This window comes from Rahnella ecdela (assembly GCF_019049625.1).
Lineage (GTDB): Bacteria > Pseudomonadota > Gammaproteobacteria > Enterobacterales > Enterobacteriaceae > Rahnella > Rahnella ecdela.
In genome coordinates, this window is the sequence record NZ_JAFMOY010000099.1 from 1 (window position 1) to 20,633 (window position 20,633).

The 20,633-nt window shown below is 51.9% G+C and carries 24 protein-coding genes; 12 read left to right on the plus strand and 12 right to left on the minus strand.

Annotated features, from left to right (window positions below; all coding sequences use genetic code 11):
• A partial coding sequence (locus tag J1784_RS01805) for an IS3 family transposase (RefSeq protein ID WP_217147578.1) occupies positions 1–93 on the plus strand: 93 nt, incomplete at its 5' end.
• Positions 94–139: 46 nt separating this feature from the next.
• Here the strand turns inward: J1784_RS01805 and J1784_RS01810 are convergent.
• Positions 140–1,258: a HEAT repeat domain-containing protein gene (locus J1784_RS01810; RefSeq protein ID WP_217147773.1), complete on the minus strand. Its 1,119-nt coding sequence runs from the start codon at positions 1,256–1,258 to the stop codon at positions 140–142.
• 232 nt (positions 1,259–1,490) lie between these two features.
• On the opposite strand from J1784_RS01810, the gene hutW reads away from it, so the two are divergent.
• From hutW to J1784_RS01840, 6 genes are all read left to right on the plus strand, one after another.
• Positions 1,491–2,816, plus strand: coding sequence for a heme anaerobic degradation radical SAM methyltransferase ChuW/HutW (gene hutW / locus J1784_RS01815; protein ID WP_217147774.1), 1,326 nt, complete (start codon positions 1,491–1,493; stop codon positions 2,814–2,816).
• A complete protein-coding gene (gene hutX, locus J1784_RS01820; RefSeq protein ID WP_120509843.1) occupies positions 2,803–3,315 on the plus strand; it encodes a heme utilization cystosolic carrier protein HutX in 513 nt (170 codons plus the stop codon). Before hutW ends, hutX begins: the two co-directional genes overlap by 14 nt.
• Complete coding sequence (locus J1784_RS01825; protein WP_217147775.1) at positions 3,312–3,935, plus strand: SDR family oxidoreductase; 624 nt, start codon at positions 3,312–3,314, stop codon at positions 3,933–3,935. The genes hutX and J1784_RS01825 overlap by 4 nt, the downstream gene beginning before the upstream one ends.
• Positions 3,936–4,102: 167 nt before the next feature.
• A complete protein-coding gene (locus J1784_RS01830) occupies positions 4,103–4,324 on the plus strand; it encodes a YdgH/BhsA/McbA-like domain containing protein (protein WP_217147776.1) in 222 nt (73 codons plus the stop codon).
• 193 nt (positions 4,325–4,517) lie between these two features.
• Positions 4,518–5,867, plus strand: coding sequence for a type II toxin-antitoxin system HipA family toxin (locus J1784_RS01835; protein ID WP_217147790.1), 1,350 nt, complete (start codon positions 4,518–4,520; stop codon positions 5,865–5,867).
• A complete protein-coding gene (locus J1784_RS01840; RefSeq protein WP_217147777.1) occupies positions 5,864–6,337 on the plus strand; it encodes a helix-turn-helix transcriptional regulator in 474 nt (157 codons plus the stop codon). Before J1784_RS01835 ends, J1784_RS01840 begins: the two co-directional genes overlap by 4 nt.
• A gap of 50 nt (positions 6,338–6,387) precedes the next feature.
• On the opposite strand, the gene J1784_RS01845 is transcribed toward J1784_RS01840, so the two are convergent.
• The 7 genes from J1784_RS01845 to J1784_RS01875 all read right to left on the minus strand — a co-directional run bounded on the left by J1784_RS01845 (position 6,388) and on the right by J1784_RS01875 (position 13,077).
• Entirely contained in the window at positions 6,388–6,708 is a 321-nt protein-coding gene (locus J1784_RS01845) for a DMT family transporter (protein ID WP_217147778.1), read from the minus strand.
• Positions 6,709–6,814: 106 nt separating this feature from the next.
• Positions 6,815–7,678: a LysR family transcriptional regulator gene (locus tag J1784_RS01850; protein ID WP_217147779.1), complete on the minus strand. Its 864-nt coding sequence runs from the start codon at positions 7,676–7,678 to the stop codon at positions 6,815–6,817.
• Between the two features lie 84 nt (positions 7,679–7,762).
• Complete coding sequence (locus J1784_RS01855; RefSeq protein WP_217147780.1) at positions 7,763–8,476, minus strand: DUF554 domain-containing protein; 714 nt, start codon at positions 8,474–8,476, stop codon at positions 7,763–7,765.
• Positions 8,477–8,516: 40 nt separating this feature from the next.
• The gene (locus tag J1784_RS01860) at positions 8,517–9,086 is read right to left on the minus strand and encodes a UbiX family flavin prenyltransferase (protein ID WP_217147781.1); all 570 of its coding nucleotides are present in this window, start codon (positions 9,084–9,086) and stop codon (positions 8,517–8,519) included.
• A gap of 53 nt (positions 9,087–9,139) precedes the next feature.
• On the minus strand, positions 9,140–10,639 hold the full coding sequence (locus J1784_RS01865; protein WP_217147782.1) for a UbiD family decarboxylase: 1,500 nt from the start codon (positions 10,637–10,639) through the stop codon (positions 9,140–9,142).
• A gap of 245 nt (positions 10,640–10,884) precedes the next feature.
• The gene (locus J1784_RS01870; protein WP_217147783.1) at positions 10,885–12,351 is read right to left on the minus strand and encodes a sensor histidine kinase; all 1,467 of its coding nucleotides are present in this window, start codon (positions 12,349–12,351) and stop codon (positions 10,885–10,887) included.
• 3 nt (positions 12,352–12,354) lie between these two features.
• Positions 12,355–13,077, minus strand: a complete 723-nt coding sequence (locus J1784_RS01875; RefSeq protein ID WP_120509833.1) for a response regulator transcription factor — start codon at positions 13,075–13,077, stop codon at positions 12,355–12,357.
• A gap of 153 nt (positions 13,078–13,230) precedes the next feature.
• Here J1784_RS01875 and J1784_RS01880 point away from each other — a divergent pair, with 153 nt between their 5' ends.
• From J1784_RS01880 to J1784_RS01890, 3 genes are all read left to right on the plus strand, one after another.
• Positions 13,231–13,857, plus strand: a complete 627-nt coding sequence (locus J1784_RS01880; RefSeq protein ID WP_120509832.1) for a cytochrome b/b6 domain-containing protein — start codon at positions 13,231–13,233, stop codon at positions 13,855–13,857.
• Positions 13,858–13,867: 10 nt separating this feature from the next.
• Positions 13,868–14,671, plus strand: coding sequence for a molybdopterin-dependent oxidoreductase (locus J1784_RS01885; protein WP_120509831.1), 804 nt, complete (start codon positions 13,868–13,870; stop codon positions 14,669–14,671).
• Positions 14,672–14,741: 70 nt separating this feature from the next.
• Positions 14,742–15,038: a pentapeptide MXKDX repeat protein gene (locus tag J1784_RS01890; protein ID WP_217147784.1), complete on the plus strand. Its 297-nt coding sequence runs from the start codon at positions 14,742–14,744 to the stop codon at positions 15,036–15,038.
• Between the two features lie 83 nt (positions 15,039–15,121).
• On the opposite strand, the gene J1784_RS01895 is transcribed toward J1784_RS01890, so the two are convergent.
• Positions 15,122–15,511, minus strand: coding sequence for a hypothetical protein (locus tag J1784_RS01895; protein ID WP_217147785.1), 390 nt, complete (start codon positions 15,509–15,511; stop codon positions 15,122–15,124).
• 159 nt (positions 15,512–15,670) lie between these two features.
• Between J1784_RS01895 and J1784_RS01900 the strand changes: the two genes are divergently transcribed.
• On the plus strand, positions 15,671–15,925 hold the full coding sequence (locus J1784_RS01900; RefSeq protein WP_112289129.1) for a ParD-like family protein: 255 nt from the start codon (positions 15,671–15,673) through the stop codon (positions 15,923–15,925).
• Positions 15,926–15,962: 37 nt separating this feature from the next.
• A complete protein-coding gene (map, locus tag J1784_RS01905; RefSeq protein ID WP_420803946.1) occupies positions 15,963–16,718 on the plus strand; it encodes a type I methionyl aminopeptidase in 756 nt (251 codons plus the stop codon).
• 67 nt (positions 16,719–16,785) lie between these two features.
• Here the strand turns inward: map and J1784_RS01910 are convergent, their stop codons facing one another.
• The 3 genes from J1784_RS01910 to J1784_RS01920 all read right to left on the minus strand — a co-directional run bounded on the left by J1784_RS01910 (position 16,786) and on the right by J1784_RS01920 (position 20,372).
• Positions 16,786–17,331 (minus strand): PadR family transcriptional regulator, encoded by a 546-nt coding sequence (locus J1784_RS01910; RefSeq protein ID WP_238485347.1) that lies wholly within the window; start codon positions 17,329–17,331, stop codon positions 16,786–16,788.
• Positions 17,332–17,473: 142 nt separating this feature from the next.
• The gene (locus tag J1784_RS01915) at positions 17,474–19,201 is read right to left on the minus strand and encodes a tannase/feruloyl esterase family alpha/beta hydrolase (RefSeq protein ID WP_217147787.1); all 1,728 of its coding nucleotides are present in this window, start codon (positions 19,199–19,201) and stop codon (positions 17,474–17,476) included.
• Positions 19,202–19,559: 358 nt separating this feature from the next.
• On the minus strand, positions 19,560–20,372 hold the full coding sequence (locus J1784_RS01920) for a siderophore-interacting protein (RefSeq protein ID WP_217147792.1): 813 nt from the start codon (positions 20,370–20,372) through the stop codon (positions 19,560–19,562).
• Between the last annotated feature and the right edge of the window lie 261 nt (positions 20,373–20,633).

Genomic DNA, 20,633 nt, shown 5'->3' on the forward strand with positions numbered 1-20,633 from the left:
TATATCGGCTATTACAACAATGAACGGATCAAACTGAAGTTAAAGGGCCTGAGCCCGGTAGAATACCGGACCCGGGCCACAGCGGCAGCCTGATTACAACCGTCCAACTTTATGGGGTCAGTTCAGACTGGGCGAGGGTTTACGGGGCAAATGCTAAAAGTGCATGTTCATTAGATGGCGCTTTCTCATAAGAGGACTGAAGGTCAGCCAAAGTCACTAGCAGTTTATCCCGCAGGAGAATACGCCGCGCCAGTCTGGCAATCGCCAGTTCAGGATGGCTGAGTTTTTGGATTAAACGGTCACGCGCATCCTCGCCGTGATGCTTTACGAGGATATTCAGTGCTGCGAAATACAGTCCAAAAGGGTATGCCTCAGTGACAGCTTCCGCCAGTGCCAGCACCTGCGGATAGCGCAGTTCACCCAACCCGAGCAATGCCGCTTTACGCGTAGCTGGTCGCGAATCTGCATGATGAAAAGCAGCCAGATAAATGGATTGCGGATCACCATAATGTTGGCTATATAAACGGCAGGCACGCTGGCGTACCAGGCTATTACTATCCAGTAACAAACCTTTTAATACTTTCTCGGCAACAGGCAACGAGTGATTCTCCGCGTACTGCAAAACCCGTTGTTTTACTGGCGCAAACCGGTCGGCGAGTAGCAACGCAAATACCTCAGCATTTACACGCTCAGGCTTATTCAGCATAAACTGAGCGGCGTGATACCTGACGACAGGATCATGCTGATGCATCGCCAGCTTGAAGATCCTTTCAGTTGAAAACCGGGGATTGTCGAGCAACAAACGCAGGCAAAGACGGGCGACATGAGGATTACTGGTCTTAAGACCGGTCAGCAAAGCGAGGTTATTTTCCTCCCGCCCGAGATAATCCACGATTTCACTGACGATTCCGCGATGATCAGCGCGGGTACATTTCAGCAACCCGAAGATATCCGGCAGCCCCCCGACAAAAACACCAGCAAACTCCGGACGCATCCAGCGCCGCAGACTGCTGCACGCCGAACGGGCAACTTCTTCCACCCAGTCATTAACCCGCTCAACGAGTTCCGCAAAAGCCGACACCTCCCGCTTCAGTCCGAGGCACAGCACCGCACGTTGCCGGGTATGTCCGTTGTAATGGCGGCATAGCGCTTTAAGTTGCTCCGTTTCACTCAGATCAGGTTCGATGTAAAAATAATGCGCCCTGCCGTCTTTCAGACGCTGTTTTATCTGCCGGTAGAGAAAGTATTCTGCTGCCATGACTGCCCTGTCGTTGTGCCGGGGAAACCTCAAGAAGTTCTATCATAAGCATTCGCTTTAAAAAATTACAGGACAGGCCGGATCGGTTTTCTCCGTATTCCTCTCACCATCGGTCACTTTTCCAAACTTGATACAGATCATCACAAATGCGTTTTGGATTTGATCGAATGATAATCATTATCGTTTAATACCAGCGAATGAATGATTGTTTCTTCAGGAGAAGACAAACTCAATGAGCTTAGACCTCACGCGTTTTTACGCTGCCGCAGACGGACTGCCGTTCCCTGACCGCTGGGCAGTGATGCCCTGGCGGCCACAGCAGCCGGTTCCGCCGCAGGAGATCCCCGCTCAGTGGCAGGCGCTTTGTCAGCGCCAGCTTCCAGCCAATAAGCGTCTGGTTTATCTGCATATCCCCTTTTGTGCGACGCACTGTAAATTTTGCGGGTTCTACCAGAACAAACTGGAAGCGGAAGCCACAGAACAGTACTGCGATTACCTGATCCGGGAGATTGAACAGGAAGCCCCTTCGCCGCTGCATCAGTCCGCACCTGTCCACGCCGTCTATTTTGGCGGTGGCACACCGACGGCGCTCAGCGCAAAGCAATTACACCGGATCATCAGTACGCTGCGTCGCCGTTTGCCGCTGGCACCGGATTGCGAAATCACTGTCGAAGGGCGGATCCTTAATTTCGATAACGAACGCATCGACGCCTGTCTGGAGGCGGGTGCTAACCGTTTTTCTATCGGCATTCAGACGTTTGATACCCGTGTCCGCCAGCGTATGGGACGCCGCGCCAGCCGTGAAGAAGCGATACAGTTTTTGCGTAAACTCGGGGAGCGTGACCGCGCTGCGGTGGTCTGCGATCTGATGTTCGGATTACCTGAACAGACACCGGAAAGCTGGCGGGAGGATTTGCAGATCGTCCGCGATTTACCGCTGGACGGCGTGGACCTTTACGCCCTGAACCTGCTGCCTTCCACGCCGCTGGGCAAAGCCGCGGAAAATAAACGCGTCTCTCTGCCGGATGTCGCGATGCGCCGTGACTTTTACCTCGAAGGCGAAGCCTTTCTGGCGCGCGACGGCTGGCATCAGATAAGCAACAGTCACTGGGCGCGCACCACGCGCGAACGCAATCTGTACAATTTGCTGATCAAAAAAGGCGCGGACTGTCTGGCTTTTGGCAGCAGTGCAGGTGGCAATCTCGGCGGGCAATCCTATATGACAGCACGCAGTCTGGAAGCGTATTACCAGCAACTGGACGCCGGACTGAAACCGATCATGATGATGACGGCCGCGACTGCCAGCGAACACCGCTGGCGCCTGGATTTACAGGGCGGTATCGAAGCCGGGCGCTATGATCTGAGCCGCATTATCACCGATCCTTTCCCGCTCGAACCGCTGTTACAACAATGGCAACAGTGCGGCCTGATGCACAGCGATGGCCCGAGTTTTAACCTCACGCCTGCCGGACGATTCTGGGCCAGCAACATGTTGCAGGCGCTGCAAACCCTCATCCCACAACTGACTTTACGGAATACCCACCATGCCAACGGATAAACTTCAGTCCCTGATCGACTTTCTCGCCACTCAGCCCGACGGAACCGTCGAAGATATCGCCCGCGAATTCCAAATCACCCCGCTGGAAGTGATCCAGAACCTGCCGGGGAGCTATCTGTTTGCCGGGACACATTTCGACGCCGTATGGGACAACATCACCGGATGGGGCGATGTGACGACGTTGGTCAATAATGACGATCTGATCCTCGAGTTCCATGGCGAATTACCCACCGGCACGCACCGTCACGGCTATTTTAACCTGCGTGGCAAACAGGGAATGAGCGGGCATATCCGCGCCACACACTGCCGGCATATTGCCCTGGTTGAACGGCCATTTATGGGGATGAGCACAGCAAGTGTCTGGTTTTTAAACGCTTCTGGTTATGCCATGCTCAAGGTTTTCGTCGGGCGCGACAGCCATCGTGGATTACTGACCGATCAGCTGAATGCATTTCGTGCCCTTCCCGCCCTTCTGGCTGAGAGAGAGAACCAACCTTGAACACATTGCTGATTTTTGGCGCAGGCAGCGGCGTCGGCGCTGAACTGGTGGCACTCACGGCGCAGGAACGCCCGGTCGTGGCGCTGATCCGCAATCCTGAACAGGCACAAAGCGTGCGCGCACTGGGCGTCACCGTGATTGAAGGCGATGCACTTAACCCTGCCGACGTGTTGCAGGCCTGCGAGATGGCGGGCGATAAAGCGCAGATCGTCTCCACGCTGGGAGGAAAGCTTTCTGATTACACCGCCAACCGGCTGATCACAGATACTGCGGAACACACCGGTATCCGCCAGATGTTACTGGTCACCTCAATTGGCTGCGGCGACAGCTGGCCGACATTATCCGCACGCGCAAAGCAGGCCTTCGGGCAAGCAGTACGCGAGAAATCGCTGGCAGAAAGCTGGCTGCAAACCAGCTCGCTGGACTGGTGCATCCTGCGCCCCGGCGGCCTGATGAACGGTGAGGCCACCGGTCAGGCGCACCTCATCCAAACCGAAGCTCACGGCCGCGTGCGCCGCAGCGATGTCGCCCTGCATATCCGTCAGTTACTGGCAAACGGCCAGAACTGGGGCGAGATTTTCGCGTTATGCGATTCGACGCTGGAAGGTGAACGGTTCTGATCTCATGCCCCGGAAACGGGGCTTTTTAATCCCCCGGCGTTTAATTCAATTTTTTCGAACTATATAAGCAAATCGCTCCGCTATCCCTTCCGAACTCCCGGCGCTATTCTTCTTTTCATCGAAGGCACACGGCCTTCCCCAAACAAACATTGAGAAGGAATGACATCATGAAATCTATCAAAACTTTCGTTATTGCTGCTGCACTCGCCACGGTTTCTTTCGGTAGCTTCGCGGCTGAAATCGGCACCGTATCGGCCTCTGACAATACCTTAGATGGCCTGGAATCCACCTTCGCCGCCAAGGCCGCTGCTGCCGGTGCAAGCTCTTATAAAATCATCGAAGCCGGTGGTCAGAACCACATTCACGGTACCGCCGTATTGTACAAATGATTTGCTGAAGTTTGTGATTCAAGACAAAAGCCGCTCCTTTTACAGAGCGGCTTTGTCGTTGAGTAACGAAACATAACGAGTGATATAAAACGCAATAAATTCAAAAAAAACTTCTAATGGGTGTTTTAGGTAACGTTAAATGGACTATTCTTTATTAACGAGTAATATACCACTCATAAGTAAAGGGGATCTTATGGAACAGTTAACGTTACAGGCTTTTCTCAATAATGAGTGGGTGGATATTGCTAACATCACTTTTCCCGACAGCGAACAAAACAACTATCGCCTGACTGAACTTGATTATCTTTTCGATTATTCGATTGATAACCTCGACCGTGACGATAACCGCGCCGTATCACTTAACCATCCGGTCGCCCTCTTTTTCGATGATGACGGGCAGCGCGGATGGCTGAAGTTTCTCGATGACATCATTCCCAGCGGCTCCAGCCGTCGCTATTGGGCCAACTATCTTGATCTCGAAGGGCTGACCCCAGATGAGCAAAATTTTGTATTGCTCAAGCATGGGACCCTATCCCCTGTCGGCAACCTGCGCATTAAAGAATCCTTGCCGGAACATAACCCCCTTGCTGAACAACTCTTTTTCACCGTCGACGACGTGATAAACCGGGCGGGAGACTTTCTGGATTATGCCCAGCAACGCGGTGTCGCTGCCGGAGGGGCGACAGGTGCGGGCGGGGAAGCACCAAAATTGCTGCTCCGTTGTAACCGGGAACAGCAAATCTGGATCGATACCTACCAGAGTGATCCCGCCAACCGGGATATTCCTTATCTGGTCAAATATCCACGCGGGGCAAGGACTGAAGTGGACTGCAATATTTTGCGGGCTGAATTCCATTTCTATCATGAACTGGAAGCGATGGGATTTGAGACAATCCCGACGCACAATATGCGGCTTGAAGAAGGACTGACTTATCCGTCACTGTGGTTGCCACGTTTTGATATTGCCTTTGAAGAAGGAGGTGTCGTCAGGCGGTTTGGAATGGAATCGGTCTATTCTCTGCTGCGCAAGGCACCCGGCGTCACGCTCTATCATGAAGAGACCCTCAGGACATTGATTAATCAAATTTCCCGCAACCATATGGTGACAGAGCAGGGTTTTTCTTTTGATATCCCGGCGTTTGTTACCGAATGGGTCCGACGGGATCTGCTCAATATTATTTTTGGCAACAGCGATAACCATGGTCGAAATACCTCTTTTCTCAAAGATGAAGGCAGCATCCGGCTCGCCCCGATCTACGATTTCGCGCCCATGAAGGCCGATCCTGAAGGGATTGCCAGAACGACGAAATGGAAAACGCCGCTGGAAGTTGGCGGTGAATATGATTTTCCCGCTATTGCGCAAACTCTGGATGATCTCATTCCGGCTCAAAACTTACTCCGGGCGCTCAATGAAACTGCTGAGCAACTGACAGGTCTGAAAGACCGGCTTGCCGCCCGGGGTATCCCGCAACAGATCCTGAACATGCCCGCAATAAGTTTCAGTTTTATTCCCGAAAAATTGCGCCGCTGGGGGCTGTTATGAAAGAACCTCTGATTGCGGCCGATTCAGTGAAAAGCACCATCGCTAAAATACGGGCGAAAAAAAATGCCGCGCAGAAAACCCAAAGCGCCACTGCAGAAATCACAAACCAGGCAGAGAGGGACCGTGCTGTCAAAACACGCACCCGCCGCAGAGTCTCTCATCTGACGAAACCCGTCAGCGCCAATGAAAGGAATGAAGCCAGACTCCAGATCATGCGCGCGCTGATATCCGGGGAAATAAGCCAGGGGGAAGCGTTAAAAGCACTGCGGATCAATGTGCTGGGGCTAAAACAAGATGCTTTCGCTAAACTGGTTTCCGTGTCGCGGAAAACACTGTCAGAAGTGGAAAATGATAAAGGAAATTATACCTCCGATATTATCAACAAACTGTTCAAACCCTTTGGTCTGAAAGTCGGGCTGGTGCCGGTTTCTCAGCAGCTGCTCTCGACACTCTTTTTCAATAAGCAATAAACAAAAGCCGCTCCTTTTAGAGCGGTTTTGTCGTGTTCAGCGTCCGGCTTTTACTCTTTCGTTGCCACTTTCAGCAAAATCACGCCGGAGAAAATCAGCAGCACGGCGATGACACGCAGCGGGTTGAGGCTTTCGCCAAACATCACTACGCCGAGAATAAAAGCACCGATGGCGCCGATACCGACCCAGACAGTGTAAGAGGTGCCGAGCGGCAGGGTTTTCATGGAAATCGCCAGTAAAACTACGCTGAGCAGCATAAAAACGGCGGTGATGATACTGGGGAGCAGGCGGGTGAATCCGTGGGATTCTTTCATGGCGGTAGACCAGACCACTTCAAAAATGCCGGCTAAAAACAGGTAAACCCAGGCCATGGTGTTTCCTTAATATCTTCAGGGTCGTCCCTGTATAAGATGGCTGAGTCTCTGGTCGTCCAGTCAGCATGAAGAGTGAAGGAGTATAGTTCACTCTTTCATGCCTTTACAGCGTCTGGTCTGCGGGTAGAAACGAATCCTTTTCGGTATGCAGCGTAATGATCGCCGGACGGAACAGTTTGCCTTTCTGTTCGATTTCAAAGGTGCGGAAATGCCGGCTTTCGCCGACTTCAGATACCGGCATCAGCGCCGCGCCGACCATCCCGTCGCGGAACATCTCGATCACCAGCCGCGGTTCGGACACTTTCATGATCACATTCACGTCTTTCACTTCTTCATACAGCCGGTTGAGCAGCATTTCATAGGTGCCCTCGCCGCCCATGCGGTGCAGCATCACCAGCGGAAAACCGGAGAGATCAGCAAAAGTCAGTGTGCGATCCGGCAGGGTGTCGGCCAGTTCACTGGTCACCACAGCCACCAGTTTGATTGGCTCGAATTCCCGCACGTAGAAAGAGCGCACGTCGGCGGGCGTCTGGATCATCGCCATATCCAGCGTTTTGTTCATCACCAGTTCTTCCAGATAGGTGGATTCGGACACTAACAGGTTCGGATCCCAGTCCGGGTTTTTGCGGTACAGCTCGAGAAAAACGGTGTTAAAATAGCGCAGATACAGGTAGGAAACGCCGATACGCACCGTGCGTTTTTTTTGCGACGCGATATCAATCGCCTGTTTAGTGACGCTGTTCACCTGATTGAGAATTTCACTGGTTTTGCGATACAGAAAACGTCCGGCCTCGGTGAGCACCATTTGTTTGCTGGTGCGGATAAACAGCGGCGAACCGATTTCTTCTTCAAGCTCGTGCAGACGTTTGCCGAGCGGGGGTTGCGCGATATTCAGCACCTTCGCCGCCTTGCTGATAGAACCCTGCTCGGCGATGGTACAGAAGTAGCGCATTCTTTTGAGATCCATCTTTCCCTTCCTGTCAGTCTGGCTGTGTCACACCCAGTATACAAAAAGCCACTTCGCACTGACGTGGCTTTTTGCGGACATCCGTCAGTGGATGAACAGGCTCCAGTAATGCGAGATGGGCATCACCAGAATTAACGCCGGTAATAAATTGCCAACCGCGATGGATTTTATGCCGCTGATACGGAAACCGGCGGCCAGCATAATAAAGCCGCCTGCGGCAGTGAAATCCCCCATCATTTCAGCGTTCGTCAGCGGCAGAATAAATACCGCCGCCGAGGCGATCAGGAATTGCACAATCCACTGCGGAATAAAAATCAGAGCGACGGCGTATCCCAGCACGGTGGCAAAAATCGCAGCGGTGAATAGATCCATGATGGCTTTGACGAACAGAATGTTCGGATCATGCGTCATGCCTTCAGTCATCGAGCCGATAATCCCGGTGCCGCTGGCGCAGAACAGTACAATGATGGCCACGAACTTCTCAGTGAAGACGTTCTGATCCATGCCGGTATCCGGCGCAAATTTTGCGGCGATACCGCGTGCCATATTTCCCAGACGGGCAATGTAACGTTCGAGATAAAACATTTCGCCGATGGCGGCACCGAGGATCACCGACAAAATCACCACCGGCATACTGTGCATTTTAACCAGCAGCACGACGCCAAGCGCCATGGAACACAAACCGAAAGTCTGGGGCAGCGAGGTTCGCAACCGCTCTGGCATTTTTACGCCAAGAAAGCCCCCTAACAGGCCGCCGAGAATTATGGCGCCGCTGTTAACGATAGGTCCAATTAACATTTCTACTCCGCTATTTTGAGATATTGTTTTAAATATTCCGCTATAAATTTTCGCCCCAGCGTTTAATATTAGCGACATCCAGGTCAAATAAATCCAGCGCGCGCGCCACGCTGTGGTGAATAATATCATCCACGCTGTCGGGTTTATGGTACAGCGCGGGAACCGGCGGGAATATAATTCCGCCCATTTCCGTCACCGACTGCATATTTTTCAGATGCGAAAGATTCAGCGGTGTTTCCCTGACCATTAATACTAACCTGCGCCGCTCTTTTAAAACGACATCTGCGGCGCGGGTCAGTAAATTATTGGTCAGTCCGTGAGCAACAGAACCCAACGTATTCATCGAACACGGCGCAATAATCATCCCGATGGTTTTAAAAGAACCACTGGAAACCGATGCCCCGAGGTTATTAATGGAATGCACTTCATCGGCCAGCCGGATCACCTCCTGCCGTTCGATATCGGTTTCGAGACTGCGCGTCATTTCGGCACCTTTACTGATAATCAGGTGCACGTCGATATCGATATCGCGCAATATTTCCAGCGCCTTCATTCCATACTGAAACCCGGAAGCACCGCTTATTCCGACAATTATCCGCCTTCTCTTCATTTCACCTCTCCGCTTTTGAAACGTCGCACCGCAGGTGCGCTGGCTTATTGCTGTTAGTATTTAAAGTCAGGTAAGAATTTCTTCACATCGACTTCTTTAAATTTGGAACGTTCGAAATGCGCTTTGAGGTGGAACGGCACCGTACAGTCGAAGATGGTTTTACATGACATGCCTTCCTGCAAAATGCTCGGGCTGTAGGCCGGATTTTGCGAAGGATCGAGTGGATGGCAGCGGACGCCCGGAATGGTGACGGTATCCACGTCGCCCTGATAGCGGGTTTGCATCGCCCACAGGATGTCGTCGGTATCGAAAATATCCACGTCTTCATCCACCAGAATCACATGTTTCAGCTCGGAGAATGCCGCAAACGCCAGCAACGCCGCTTGTCTCTGACGGCCTTCATCCACCGGAGAGGATTTTTTAAACTGCAATACCGCCAGTAACTTACCGCCGCCGGAGGTGTGCGCATGCACATTCAGCACGCGGCCCGGCATGGCGCGGTCGATCATATCCAGGATACTGGCTTCAGTCGGAATACCCGCCATGCTGACGTGCTCGCCGCTCGGGCCGAGCGTGGTTTGCAGGATCGGATTTCTGCGGTGCGTGACGGCTTTCACTTTAATCACCGGCAGTTCGGCTTTGGCTTCACCGGTGTAGCCCGGGAATTCCGGCATCGCTTTGCCGGTATTGGTGTTCTGATCTTCGCGCACACGGACGTTTGGCAGCAACTCGCCTTCAATGACGATTTCTGCGTGGGCAATGGCTTTTTCATCGATGGACACACAGTGGGTCAGCTCGACGGCTTTACCGCGCAACGCACCGGCGATGCTCAATTCGTTGAAGCCCAGCGGCGTGGTTGGCGGCTCGAAGCAGGCTGCAATTTCAATCGCCGGATCCACGCCAATGCTGATTGAAATCGGAAGTGGTTTGCCCGCACGCTCGGCTTTTTCGCGGAACGCATCGATATGTCGGCCCGGTGTCAGCCACATCGACAATTCGTCGCGGCTCTGAATGCACAGGCGGTGAATGGTGATGTCGGATTCTTTGGTTTCAGGATCAGAGGCATAACACATGCCCATAGTGAAATACGGACCGGCATCTTCTTCGGTGTTGGTCGGTGCAGGCAGCAAGGTGCGCAGGTCAAAATTCGGGTCATCAGCTAAGTAGGTGACTTCCTGACAGGGTGCCGTGCCGCGATCGACAACCACCGGCGCGATAGCATTTTTCACCGAATCCCTCAGCAGAAAACCGAGTTTTTCCGGCGCACAGTTCAGCAGGTAGCCCGCACGTTCACGGGTCGACATCAGACCGGTGACCACGCGCACGCCCGGAAAACCTTTGATGGTATTAAACATCATCGCCGGGCCTTTGCGGGTCGGACGTTCACAGGTGCCCCCGGCACCGACGTAACGGTATACGCCGGAAAGCTCCGCATGCGGATCGACTTCCACATCGGTACTGACCATTTCGCCTGGCAGGCTTTCTAAAAATTCAATCGCAGACCGGAGGTCATGCACGTTATTATTTTGAGGGTAGGTTTCTTTCTTAGACATATTTTTATCCAGGTAAATTAATATTTCACATAATGAGAAAATTATTTCATCGCCGGATTAAATATATATTTACTGCCGTCATTCAAAAAGTACCGTTTAAATACAGGCGCTAAACCTTTTTGGTTTATATCAAAACTATAATTATTACTTAACACTTATTAATACAGAATAATAACTTTCCGACGTCATTTTACGCTATTTACGTTACGGCCATAACACCGTAACGCAAATTAATAAATTGGAATTTAGACCGGCACTGAAAATTGAAAACAGGCACCCTGTTTTGACTGTTCAATCAGGCGGATATCACTGCCGTGAAGTTGCAGAATACGGCGCACGATCATCAGCCCCAGCCCGCCTGCGCGGTGTTTGTTGGTGCTGAGAATTGACGGACGCACAAACAGATTGTCTTTCAGCTCTGGCGCAATGCCCGGTCCGCTGTCTTTGAGTTGCACCATCACCTGCCCTGCCTGGGTCCACAGTTTGATTTCAATCGTGCCGTCTTCGGGCGTGAAGCGGATAGCGTTATCCAGCAGATTGGTCAGCACCCGCTCAATCATGCCGAGATCGGCATTCACCAGCGGAATACCCGGTGTGATATCGGCCAGTAATGTTTGACCACGGGTTTCGGTTGCCAGTTCGAATTTCTGGAAAACATCCTGCACTAATTCACTCAGCGAGAACGGTTCTTTCTGTGGTTTCACCACGCCGTATTCGAGGCGCGCCAGTTCGAATAATTCCTGCGCCAGACGACCAACTTTTTTACTCTGCGTCAGGGCGATATTGAGATAACGCTGGCGGTCTTCGTTGCTCAGATTGTCTGATTTCACCGACAACGTTTCCAGATAGCCGTGCAGCGAAGTCAGCGGCGTGCGCAGATCGTGGGAGATATTGGCGATAAATTCACGCCGTTGCTGATCCTGCACCATCAGGCTTTGCCATTGCTGATCGATACGCTTTGCCAGCGCGATAAACGCCTGTTGCAGCTGCGTGACTTCATCACGGGCAGCGCCTTCCGGCACATCCGCTTTCGCCAGCGCCTGAATTGCCTCCATTCCGCCGGTATCCAGCCGGGCAATCTGCGCGGTCAATTTGCGCACCGGGCGTGTTACCCAGCGGAATGCCAGCGCACCGGCCAGCAAACCAAATAATGCCACCAGCCCCATCGAACGCAGCGCCAGCGATATCGCCGACTGATATTGCGCGTCGCTGGTCAGCGCGGTGTAAGCGTCGCCGAGCAAAACGATATACACATAGCCCTCTGTCTGGCCATTAACCTCCAACGGCGCAGCGCTAAAGACCTGCGGAGTCTGCGGATCCCGTGGATTGTCGCCATACACCGGCATTTTTGCGCCATGCAGCAGCGCGTTCACCGGCGCCAGATCGATGCGTTTTTGTTGCAACCTGCCTGCCGGCGCTGCATTGCCCACAATATTGCCGTCTTTATCCAGCAGATAAACCTCAACGCTTGGATTCACCGCCATCAGCTGGTCAAACAGGGTATGAACCACTTTCGGATCCCAGTTGCCCTCGCTGAGCAGCGGATTATTCGCCGCAATCTGTGTCGCCAGATTGACCGACAGCCGCTGAATAACCGACTGGCTGTACTGATTGCTGGAACGCACCTGCATATAGCCGGAAAGCGCGCAGCAGGCGATCAGTAACACCGTAAATACCAGGGTCAGTCTTTGTGCCAGCGTGAGATTTTTCATGATTTACCCTTGCGCATCTTCAGCAGAAGACACGAACTTATAGCCTTTTCCCCACACGGTCAGAATACGTTCCGGCTCAGCCGGATTAGCTTCTATCTTGATGCGCAGCCGGTTGATATGGGTGTTCACCGTATGCTCATACCCTTCGTGTTCGTAGCCCCAGACCTGATTGAGCAGGCTGAGACGCGAGAACACTTTGCCGGGATTTTTGGCAAAGAAATACAGCAGATCAAACTCGCGCGGTGTCAGTTCTACGGGCTGCTGACTGAGCATCACTTCTCGTGCAATCGGGTCGATCACCAGTCCGGAGAAACTCAGCGTTCCGGCGTCCATTTTCATATTCCGGCTCATCGCTTCCTGCCGCCGGAACAGCGCTTTGACCCGCGCTACCAGTTCCAGCATCGAGAAAGGTTTGGCCAGATAATCGTCCGCGCCCAGTTCTAGCCCCAGTACACGATGCACTTCGCTGGAACGCGCGCTGATAATAATGATCGGCGTATAACGCGTCATGTTGCGGGCGCGGCGGCAGATTTCCAGGCCGTCTACGCCCGGCAGCATCAGGTCGAGGATCAGCGCGTCCCAGCCGCCCTTTTCCAGATGCGCCACGCCCAGATTGCCATCTGCGGCGTGAGTGATTTGATAACCTTCATCGCGCAGATGCAGGCTTAACAGTTCGGCGATATCTCCGTCATCTTCAACAATCAGGATCTTCTTCGTCTTATCCATGTGTTATCCCAAAACGTGGCACTTCCCAATGGTTTGAGTCTACACAAGCAACCGCCTGCGAGTTATCACATTTTATTTAACTTTGCGTGAGGTCTCGGGGAACAAATCCGTTCAATACTCGTTTCATCACAGGACGGACAGCCGGATGACAACATGACAATACACACGGATTTACCCGATCAGGCAAAACAAAAACCCGCCATCGTACATCCATTATGGCTGCGTCTGACGCACTGGTTGAACGCGCTGGCCGTGCTGATTATGGTGACCAGCGGCTGGCAGATTTATAACGCCTCCCCACTGTTTGATTTTGATTTTCCCCGTGCGGTCACGCTGGGTGACTGGCTCGGCGGCGGTATTCAGTGGCACTTCGCCGGTATGTGGCTGTTTGGAATCAACGGTCTGTTTTATCTGCTGATGAACATTTTTACCGGCCGGATGAAAAAGAAATTCTGGCCGCTGACGCCGCGCGGCATCTTCAATGATTTGCTGGCCGCCCTGCGCGGAAAGCTGAAACACGACGATTTACGTCACTACAACATGGTGCAGCGTGCGGCGTATGTGTTCGTGATGTTCGACGGCATCGTGCTGGTGCTTTCCGGGCTGGTGGTATGGAAATCCGTGCAATTTCCGCTGCTGCGCGAACTGATGGGCGGCTTTGATACGGCGCGTTACGTACATTTTCTGGCGATGGCGTCACTGGTGGGATTTGTGGTGCTGCATATCGTGATGGTGGCGCTGGTGCCGAAAACCCTGATTGCCATGATCCGCGGACGTTAAGGAAGACCTGATGAAAAATATCCTCAAAAAAAGTATCAGCCAGATATTCAGTCCTTCCGACAGCGAAGCGATTTTACAGGAAGCGAAAAAACAGATTATCCGCGAACTGGATGCGCCTTCACGCCGCCTGTTCCTGCAACGCGGGCTGACACTCGGCGGCGTCGCGATGCTGACCGGTTGCGACATCAGCGATAACGCCAGCGTAGAAACTGCACTGAGCAAAATCTCCGGCTTTAACGACCGCGTGCAGGGCTGGCTGTTCGGTTCGACACGTCTCGCGCCGGTATATGCGGAATCGATGATCACCCGCCCGTTTCCGTTTAATGCGTTTTACGCCGAAGACGACGCACCGGAAGTCGACGGCAACGCTTATCGCCTGAAAATCGCCGGTCTGGCGCTGGATAAACGCGAATGGTCTTTGCCGACGCTGTACAAAATGGCGCAGGTCAGCCAGGTGACCCGACACATTTGTGTCGAAGGCTGGAGCGCGATTGGCAAATGGGGCGGCGTGCCGTTCGGTGATTTTCTGCGCCTGATTGGGGCCGATCTCACAGCGGAATATGTCAGTTTTAAATGTGCCGACCAGTATTACACCAGCATTGATATGGCGACGGCGCTGCACCCGCAAACCCTGCTGGCGCTGACTTATGACGGACAGATTTTACCGCGTAAATACGGCTTCCCGATGAAGCTCAGAATGCCGACCAAACTCGGCTATAAGAATCCAAAACATATCGAAGTCATTGAAATAACCAACAAGTTCACCGGTGGCTACTGGGAAGATCAGGGCTACAACTGGTTCGGCGGAAGCTGAACATGATCCATAGGGATCAACACTGTCCACAACAACCTTTGTACCTCAAAACCTAAAAGAAGGAATTACCATGAAAAAGTTAACCGTAATGATGATGTCTGCTTGTCTGATGATGGGCGCTGTGAGCACCACTTATGCTGCTGACGCAATGGCGAAGAAAGATACCATGGGCCATATGTCGAAAGACTGCATGAAAAAAGACAGCATGGGCAAAGATTCAATGGCGAAAGACAGCATGGGCAAAGACTGCATGTCTAAAGATCATATGAAGAAAGACAGCATGTCTAAAGACTCTATGTCCAAAGACTCCATGTCTAAAGACAACATGTCAAAAGACGCGATGAAAAAAGACACCTCGAGCCAGTAAGCGCCACTAAACCCCGCCATGTAGCGAAAACGCCCCTGTCTGTTCAGCGGGGGCGTTTTATTTTTTATACGATTCAGACAATGTTATTTCGCGGCGCTGGACGCCAGACGTATCTGAATATCGTTATCGAGGTTATTCACCCAGTGATTATAACCGCGGTGGATTTCACCTTTATCCGCCATCAGATTAGTACTGCTCACATAATTAATGGTGTAGCTGTTTTGTGTGTAATTAACGCGGATATTCGCCACGTGATCACGGTTGTTCAGACGGCCATTAATTACACCCGGACCGGCAGCGGTCATGATCCAGCCACGATTCAATCCGGCGCTCATGATGGCGGTTTTAATCTGGTCTTCAGAATTGTGCGTCGTAATGGTGGTGTGTGGCGTTAATACCGGTTCGGTACGCGAGCATCCTGCCAGTGAAAAAATGCACACCAGGCCAATAAGTAACTTACGTGTAGATTTCATGTGAACCTTTTGAATTTATAATTTGGGATAAGAGATTGAAAACTCGCCACAATATACGCCATTGCCCGACAGGTGTCATGAAATGCGCAGGTTGAGTTTAGCGTTCATTACACGTAGTATATAAAACATATATGATTCGTATACTACTGAGGACGCCCGATGGGTATCATCAAAATTTCAGAACTGATGCATGAGAATCTGCGTATCGCCAGTCTGGCGTATACGCGTTCCATCAACGCCCAGGCCGAACACTGGATGAAGATTGGCATGCTGATGGAGACCCACCCGGACATGACGCACAGTGAGATTTCGCAACTGCTGGTGCGATGCAGCATGGAATCGGAAGAAAACACCGGAAGTATCCGCACGCTGTTAAACGTCGGCGGCACACACAGGAAGGCAAGCAATGAATAATGGTTTAGACAGCCGGTATTTCGTCAACAATAACCGCATGGTCAAAACGCCGGAAGGCATCGATAAAGCCCGTATCGCCGGTAAACTCGCCGCGCGCGTGTTACACCTGATCACGCCTTACGTGGTGCCCGGCGTCACAACCAACGAACTGGACCGCATCTGCCACGATTTTATCGTCAATGAACTGCAGGCGATCCCGGCCAATATCGGTTACCACGGCTATCAGAAAACCACCTGCACCTCCGTCAACCATGTGATTTGCCATGGTATTCCTTCCGATAAAGCCTTGAAGAAAGGCGATATCGTGAACATCGACGTGGCGCTGATCAAAGACGGCTGGTACGGTGACACCAGCCGCATGTATTACGCCGGTGAGCCGAGCATTATGGCGCGCCGCCTGGTGGATACTACCTTTGAAGCGATGATGGCCGGTATCGAAGTGGTGCGCCCCGGCGCAACGCTCGGGGATGTGGGTTATGCCATTGCTGCTGTTGCGAAACGCGAAGGGTTTTCCATCGTGGAAGAGTATTGCGGTCACGGCATCGGCATGGGGTATCACGAAGATCCGCAGGTGCTGCATTACGGCGAAAAAGGCCGCGGCCTGGTCTTGCAGGAAGGCATGTTATTCACCATCGAACCGATGCTGAACGCCGGTAAAAAGCAGAACAAAGTGCTGCCTGACGGCTGGACGGTGGTGACGAAAGATCATTCGTTGTCCGCGCAGTGGGAACATATGATTGCGGTGACGAAAACGGGTTATGAAATTCTGACGCCGTGGCCTGAAGAAAACTGATTTCCCGTGATATTTCCTGAACGTATAAAGCCTCCGGTCGGAGGCTTTATAGTTTTTGATAATCCGTTTAGCTACGCTCGATTTCTTTCGTCGCTTTGTCTAATGCATCGGTGATTTTATACAGCGTTTCCTGTTCGATCGGCCCTTTCGCCAAACGCAGATTGAGCGCCATGCGCATATTGTTAATCGCCCGCTGCATTTCCGGAATGCTGCGGTTATTGGATAAAATCGCCAGTGAAAACAGTTTTTCGGTCACTGAACCGAGCAGATCGCCCTGTCCGGCCAGCGATTGCGTTCCTTCATGCGTAATCGAGTATTGCTTCTTACCACCCTTTTCCTGATTCGCCGTAATAAGACCCTGCTCCTCAAGAAACGTCAGGTTCGGATAAATAATACTGGCGCTCGGTGTGTATTCACCCTTGGACAAGTCTTCGATGGCTTTGATCAGCTCATAACCATGCGCAGAACGTTGCTGCAAAAAATGCAGCATCAGCAGGCGGATATCACCCGTTTCGAACATTCTTTCGCGGCGATGTTTTTTCGCCGCAACGCAGTTCGGTTTATGGCCGGATGTGGCTGGAGGACGGTCATTACCCAAAGGATTATTTTTCATCAGAACCATAGTCAGAATTACGTAAAAAGTGCGTACAGATATCCCTTAAAGATAACGGGTTAAGCCCTCTTTCACAATGCCATAACACATCAGGCAGGCCGCAGCCTGCCTGATGAAACCGGTCTGAACACCGATCTGGTGGTTAATTCATAAACGTAAACGGCTGATAGAAATCCTCGCCCAACCAGTGATACGCCGCCGGCTGCGTCGCCAGCGGTTTGCGAATATAGCTGGCTGCCGCATTCACATCGCCCTTTCCGCCGTACACCGCGTAATCCGGATACGGGAAGACAGGACGTGACACTGCACCCATCGGGATTTTCTCCAGACGGATATCGGTCGCTGGCTGTTTGCCGCGCTCTGGCATCGGCTGGCCGAACTGGATCTTCTGCTCTTTCGCAGCCTGATAGGTGGTAATGCTGTCCGGCGCGATGTCTTTCTCCACCCAGTTCATCATCGGCGTGAGGAAATCCACCAGACTCGGACCTTCACCGCCGGAGCAGTGATGCACGCCCGGCAACAGATACAGACGCTCAAACTGATCGCGGCTCGTCGCGCCCATCACATGGCCTACTGCCTGATGATACGCCACGGAATTAAGCGGGGAGATATGCGGATCTGCCCAGCCATGCCAGATAATCAGCTTGCCGCCCGCAGCCTTGAATGCAGAGAGATCTGGGTTGGTAGCATCGTAAAGGGGGTGCATTTTACGCAGTTCATCAAATCCGGCTTCGGTGAATTTCACGTTTTTCAACGTAAAATGTTCTGACGGATTTTTTTCATAATTTAGGAATTTCAGCGATGGCAGCGCGATAAACGAGCTGAAAATCGGATCGCTGGCTTTTTCCGGCACAAATACGCCTTCCCATGCCAGCTCAGAACCCGGTTGCGGACCACCGACGGTCAGTTTTGCACCGGTCTTCGGATCAACCGGTCCAGCGTACAATTTGGTTAAAGTGGCAATTTCAGCGGCTGACAGGCAGTTTTCCTGAGCAGCATCCGTTTTGCAGGCCATCGAGGCAATATTCACATGACAGCTTTGCGGGTCGGCAATCAGGCCGTCGGTCTGGCCATCCAGTGCGTCGCACTGTTTCAACACGGCGTTATGGATCACTGGCAAACGGGAAGCAACTATCACCGCATTTCCATCTGGTCCAGTATTCGCCAGCGCCTGCCACGCGTGATAAACGGCATTTTGCGACTGGAAGTTCATCGCTGCCGCCCCGGCAATCACACCGTTGAAATCATGCGGGAAACGTTGCGCTTCCATCAGGGCTTCGCGACCGCCGTCCGAACAGCCGTTGAAATAGGAATACGCAGGCGCACGCCCGTAGTATTCCGCGATCAGTTTCTTCGACACTTCAGCGATCAGATGCTGGCTGCGGTAGGCGAAATCTTTGCGCTTTTGTGGATCTTTACCGAAATCCACTTCCTGCATCGAATGGCCCATGTCGGTGGCGGCCATCACGAAACCATTGGTTTGCAATGGTGTGCAACCGGCTGACGCGCCAATTTGCAGCGAGATATTGCCGCACAACCCCCCACAACCGATTTGCATATAACGCTGTTGCCAGGAAGATACCGGCAAAAGAACTTTAAAGCCGATGGTCGGGTGCACATTACCCTCCACTTCGCAGGCCGTTGCGTCGTTGATGGTAATCTCTTTCGCTGAGGTGATTCGGCTGCCCTCGCCGCCGATGTCAGTCAGCGACACCTTATTGAGATCGGCACACACTTTTACCGGTTTAACAATATCCAGTGACGGGGCTGGTGTATTTTCAGCCGCTGAACTTAAAGAAGAATATCCCGCAAACAAAAGAGGTATCAGACACAGCGCGCGCCAGTGTTCTTTGAGGCTTATTAATTTCATAACCATTTCTTTGAATAAAAACTCAGAATTTGTCATAAGAATTATAATGATGGCGGAAATAATAAATAATGGCGTTTACCGTGCCCGGCGTAATGATTCCGGTGGTAGTTGCAACAAAGTATTAATTAAATACCGCAGCAAATAAAAGGCAATAACGCTTTATCAAGTTGCGCGTAAAACTTCGCCCTTTTGAACTGCCCCCATAAACCTGGACAGTGATAATTAGCCCGTAGAGTGCCCCTGAGGCCTTCGAACAGGCCTCACCGTGAGAACAGGAACTGTTTACGGAATCGAGGTCACTCCATTTAGGGCGGGGAGTATGTCAACTCCTGCGGTTAAACATAGCGGGCAATTTGAATTATTTATTGTGCCAGTACGCGACACAACGAACTAAATTCGCATCCAACCCGCGATTTTCGACGAAGTAATCATTCAGGCCTTTAACGAATTTCCCTTCGCCCGTCGCCCAGATGTAGTAATCGCTTTCCGGCAGGTACAGGCTTTTCAGCTTTTTCACCGCCGCGTCATCCTCCTGATACCCGTTTTGTTCTTCGCTGACAATCCACTCGATGTCGAAATCATTTTCTTCGGACAGATAGCGGGCACAGCTGACATCCTTCACTTTTACCAGCACCGTCACTTTCGCGTCAGAAGCGGTCTGTTTCAGCTCGCGCAGACGACGTTTTACCGCCGGAAGACCGGTTTCATCACACACATACAGCTGCCATTTGTAAGTCGTCGGAATAATCAAAGAACCGCGCGGACCGCCGATGATGAGTTTGTCGCCCGGTTTCGCGCCAGCTGCCCATTCACTGGCAACACCGCCGTCGTGAAGATAGAAATCCAGCGTCAGTTCATGGGTCTGCGCATCAAAATGCAGCGGCGTATATTCGCGGTTCAGCGGACGCGGCCCTTCGCCCCACACAATGCCATCCTCGGTCGCGGTGGGCGGGGTGATCACATCACCCGGATTCGCCGGGAAAAACAGTTTGATGTGGTCATCAAAGCCACGCGAGGTAAAACCTTTCAGTTCATCGCCGTTTAAAACGATGCGCTGAAAACAGCCGGCTATGTTTTCGCTGCTTTTGACCGTGAGATGACGAAAAGCCAGTTCGTTTTTGACACGAACCGGCAAGTTTGGGGCCGGGGTTTCAGTGCGATGTTGGGTCATCATGTTTTCTCTTTTGAAGTAAGGCTTGTCGAAAGATATATCTTAGCTATATTTTCCGCAACCCTGATAAACGTAGGGGAAAAACCTTGTCCTCTGCCCTTTTCACCTTCCTTTAGTTCATTTTCACCAACGCATTGCAAAGATTTCGTTAAGAAGCGCATTTTTGTTTATCAATTTATTGATAATAGTTATCAGTATCATTATCATTCTCACAAAGCCAAAATGGGTAAGGATGTTGAATAAACCCATATTTTATAAGGA